The sequence below is a fragment of the Streptomyces sp. MMG1121 genome, assembly GCF_001280015.1.
GTDB lineage: Bacteria > Actinomycetota > Actinomycetes > Streptomycetales > Streptomycetaceae > Streptomyces.
Genome location: NZ_LGDV01000012.1, coordinates 1 through 3684 on the forward strand (window position 1 = coordinate 1; position 3684 = coordinate 3684).

The following is a 3684-nucleotide window of genomic DNA, read 5'->3' on the forward strand; positions in this document are numbered from 1 at the left end:
TGGGTCGGGTTCTGCTGCCGGGTACGGCGTTCGTGGAGTTGGCGATCCGGGCGGGTGACGAGGTCGGCTGCGACCGGATCGACGAACTCACCCTCGAAATACCCCTGTTGATCGATGAGGGCGACGTCGTGTCGATCCAGGTGCGCGTGGCAGCCCCGGATGAGCACGACTGCCGGGCGCTGGAGATCTACAGCCGCCCGCAGGACGCTCCGCAGGAGCAGTCGTGGACCCGGCACGCCCGCGGTGTGCTGAGGGGCGGCCCTGCCGAGGGCGGGGTCCGGCTGGATGCCTGGCCGCCCGCGGATGCGGTGCCGGTGGGCGTGCCCGGCCTGTACGACTCGCTGTTCGGTACGGGCTACCACTACGGTCCGGCGTTCCAGGGGCTGGTTGCGGCATGGCGTTCGGGCGACGAGGTGTTCGCCGAGGTGCGGCTGCCCGAGGGTGTAGCGGTCGCCGGGTTCGGACTGCATCCCGCACTTCTCGACGCCGCGCTGCACGCGGCGCTCACCGACCCGGCCGCCGGGGCGTCCGACGTCCGGCTCCCCTTTGCCTGGAGTGGTGTCGTACTGCACGCGACATCCGCGCACACGCTTCGCGTACGGGTGTCGCCGACCGGTACGGACGCACTGTCGTTGGCCGTGGCCGATGAGACCGGTGCGCCGGTCGCCACGGTCGACTCGCTCGTGCTGCGTCCGGTTGCCGTCGAGGAGCTGCGTACCGAACGGTCGGACTCGGCGGACTCGTTGTTCGCCGTGGAGTGGCTGCCGCTGTCGACGTCGAGGACGGCGGCGAGCGCGCGGCAGCAGGCCGGCGGGCCGTACGTGACGGCGGAGAACGGTGCCCTCCCGTCGGGGGGCGAGAGCCCCGAGGCGGTGGTCGTGCCCATGAGCGGCGCCTCCCCCCTGGGGGCTGAGGCCGTACACGACCTGACATTGAAGGCGCTGGCCCTGGTGCGGGAGTGGCTGGCCGAGGAACGGTTCGCCGCGTCCCGGCTGGTGTTCACCACCCGTCGGGCGCTGGGGACGCGGGAAGGCGAGGCGGTCGAGGACCTCGCGGGTGCCGCGGTGTGGGGGCTGATCCGTTCCGCGCAGTCGGAGCATCCGGACCGGTTCGTGCTGGTCGACCTGGACGGAACCGAGGCGTCCGAGGTCGCTCTGCCCGCGGTGATCGCCTCGGGGGAGGCCCAGGTGGCGCTGCGCTCGGGCGAGGCGGTCGTTCCCCGGCTGACGAGGCCGTCCGGCTCGCCCTCCCCGGAGGGCACTCCGGTTGGCCGCGACACTCCGTACGCGAGCGGCACAGTCCTCATCACCGGAGCATCGGGCGCCCTCGGAGCCCTGGTCGCCCGCCATCTGGTGACCGCGCACGGCGCCCGGCAGCTGCTGCTGGTCAGCCGGCGCGGGCCCCAGGCCCCCGGAGCCGCCGGACTCGAGTCCGAGCTCGCCGCGCTGGGCGCCCAGGTGAGCACGGTGGCCTGCGACCTGACCGACCGGGACGCGCTGGCCGACGTCCTGAAGGAGATTCCGTCGGCGCACCCGCTGGCCTCGGTCGTCCACGCCGCCGGAGTCCTCGACGACGCGGTCATCGAGTCACTGGACGCGGAACGCCTTCAGGCGGTGCTGCGCCCCAAGGTCGACGCGGCGTGGAATCTCCACGAGCTGACCTGTGAACTCGGCCTTGATCCAGCTGAGTTCGTGCTGTTCTCCTCCATCGCGGGCACCCTCGGCGGCGCGGGCCAGGCGAACTACGCGGCCGCCAACGTCTTCCTCGACGCGCTGGCGCAGCACCGCCGCGCCGCCGGGCTGCCGGCGCAGTCCCTCGCCTGGGGGCTGTGGGCCGAGCCAAGCGGCATGACAGGGCACTTGGACGCGAAAGACCGACGCCGCATCGAACGGTTCGGCATGACGCCGCTGCCGCCGCAGGACGGGCTCGCGCTGTTCGACCGCGCGCGGGAGAGCGGACACGCGCTCCTCGTCCCGGCGCACCTCGTCGTCGCGTCGCTTCGTACGCAGCCATCGCCCCTGGTCAACGGCCTGCTGCGCGGCCCCGACCGCAGAACGGTGGTCGGACGCTCGGCGGCGGCCGGGTCGGGCGCGGCAGGGCAGGTGCCGGGCCCCACGTCGGGCGAGGCGCTGTCCCGGCAGTTGGCCGGGATGGAGACCGCCGACCGGGAGCGGGCGGTGCTGGATCTGGTCCGTACGCAGACCGCCGCCGTACTCGGGCACGAGGCGCCGGACGCCGTCAACGAGGCTCGTGCGTTCAAGGAGCTGGGGTTCGACTCGCTGACGGCGGTGGATCTGCGGAACCGCATCAGCGCCTCCACGGGCCTGCGCGTGCCGGTCACGCTGATCTTCGACTACCCGTCGCCGGCCGCCCTCGCGCGTTACCTCCTCGCCGAGCTGGCGCCCGCCGAGCAGCCCGAGGCGGGCTCGGTACTGGACGAACTCGACCGACTGGCCGAGGCGTTCGCCGCGCTGCCCGCCGAGGACGGCCGACGCGGCACGGCCGCGACCCGGCTCCGGGCACTGCTGCGGAAGTGGGACGGCGCGACGCCTGCGCACAGCGACGCCGAGGCAGACGCCGCGGCGGCCGACGCAGCGGAGTTGGGCTCGGCCACCGATGACGACATGTTCGAGCTGATCGACAGGGAACTGGGTGTGACGTGACCCGGTACGTACTCTCCTTCCGGCCACGTCAGGGGTGATCTCAGATGTCTCAGATATCCAACGAAGAGAAGCTGCGCGACTACCTCAGGCGGGTGACCGCCGACCTGAAGAAGGCACATCGACGGCTGCGCCAGTACGAGGCGGGCGAGCGCGAGCCCATCGCCATCATCGGGATCGGCTGCCGGTTCCCCGGCGGGGTGCGCTCGCCGGAAGCCCTGTGGGACCTGGTCCGGGAGGGCGTCGACGCGGTGTCGGAGTTCCCCGCCGACCGGGGCTGGGACGTCGATTCGCTCTACGACCCGGACCCGGCCGAGCCCGGCACCTCGTACACCCGCCAGGGTGGATTCCTGCACGACGTCGCCGACTTCGACCCCGGCTTCTTCGGGATCTCGCCCCGCGAGGCCCTCGCGATCGACCCGCAGCAACGCCTGCTGCTGGAGACCTCCTGGGAGGCCTTCGAGCGCGCGGGCATCGACCCGACCTCGCTCCACGGCAGCGACACCGGGGTGTTCACCGGGGTCATGTACAACGACTACGCCTCGCGCCTGCGGGTGATCCCCGAGGGGTTCGAGGGCTATCTGGGCAACGGCAGCGCTGCGAGCGTCGCCTCCGGGCGGGTCGCGTACAGCTTCGGTCTGGAGGGGCCCGCGGTCACCGTGGACACCGCGTGCTCGTCCTCGTTGGTGGCGTTGCACCTGGCCGCCCAGGCCCTGCGGCAGGGCGAGTGCTCACTGGCCCTCGCCGGCGGGGCGGCCGCGATGGCGACACCCACCGGGTTCATCGAGTTCAGCCGCCAGCGCGCGCTCTCCCCCGACGGGCGCTGCCGGGCGTTCGCGGCGGGAGCCGACGGGACCGGCTGGTCGGAGGGCGTCGGGGTGCTGCTGGTCGAGCGGCTCTCTGACGCGCGTCGGCTGGGCCACCCCGTGCTGGCGGTGCTGCGTGGCAGCGCGGTCAACCAGGACGGGGCGAGCAACGGTCTGACGGCGCCGAACGGTCCGTCCCAGCAGCGGGTGATCCGGCA

At 72.9% G+C, this 3684-nt stretch carries 2 protein-coding genes; both read left to right on the forward strand.

The features are described from left to right. Positions 1-2663: type I polyketide synthase (locus ADK64_RS03120; RefSeq protein WP_159046153.1), on the forward strand; the 2663-nt coding region annotated here is incomplete at its 5' end. Positions 2664-2707: 44 nt separating this feature from the next. Further along, the coding region (locus ADK64_RS03125) for a beta-ketoacyl synthase N-terminal-like domain-containing protein (RefSeq protein ID WP_199829469.1) at positions 2708-3684 on the forward strand (977 nt) is incomplete at its 3' end.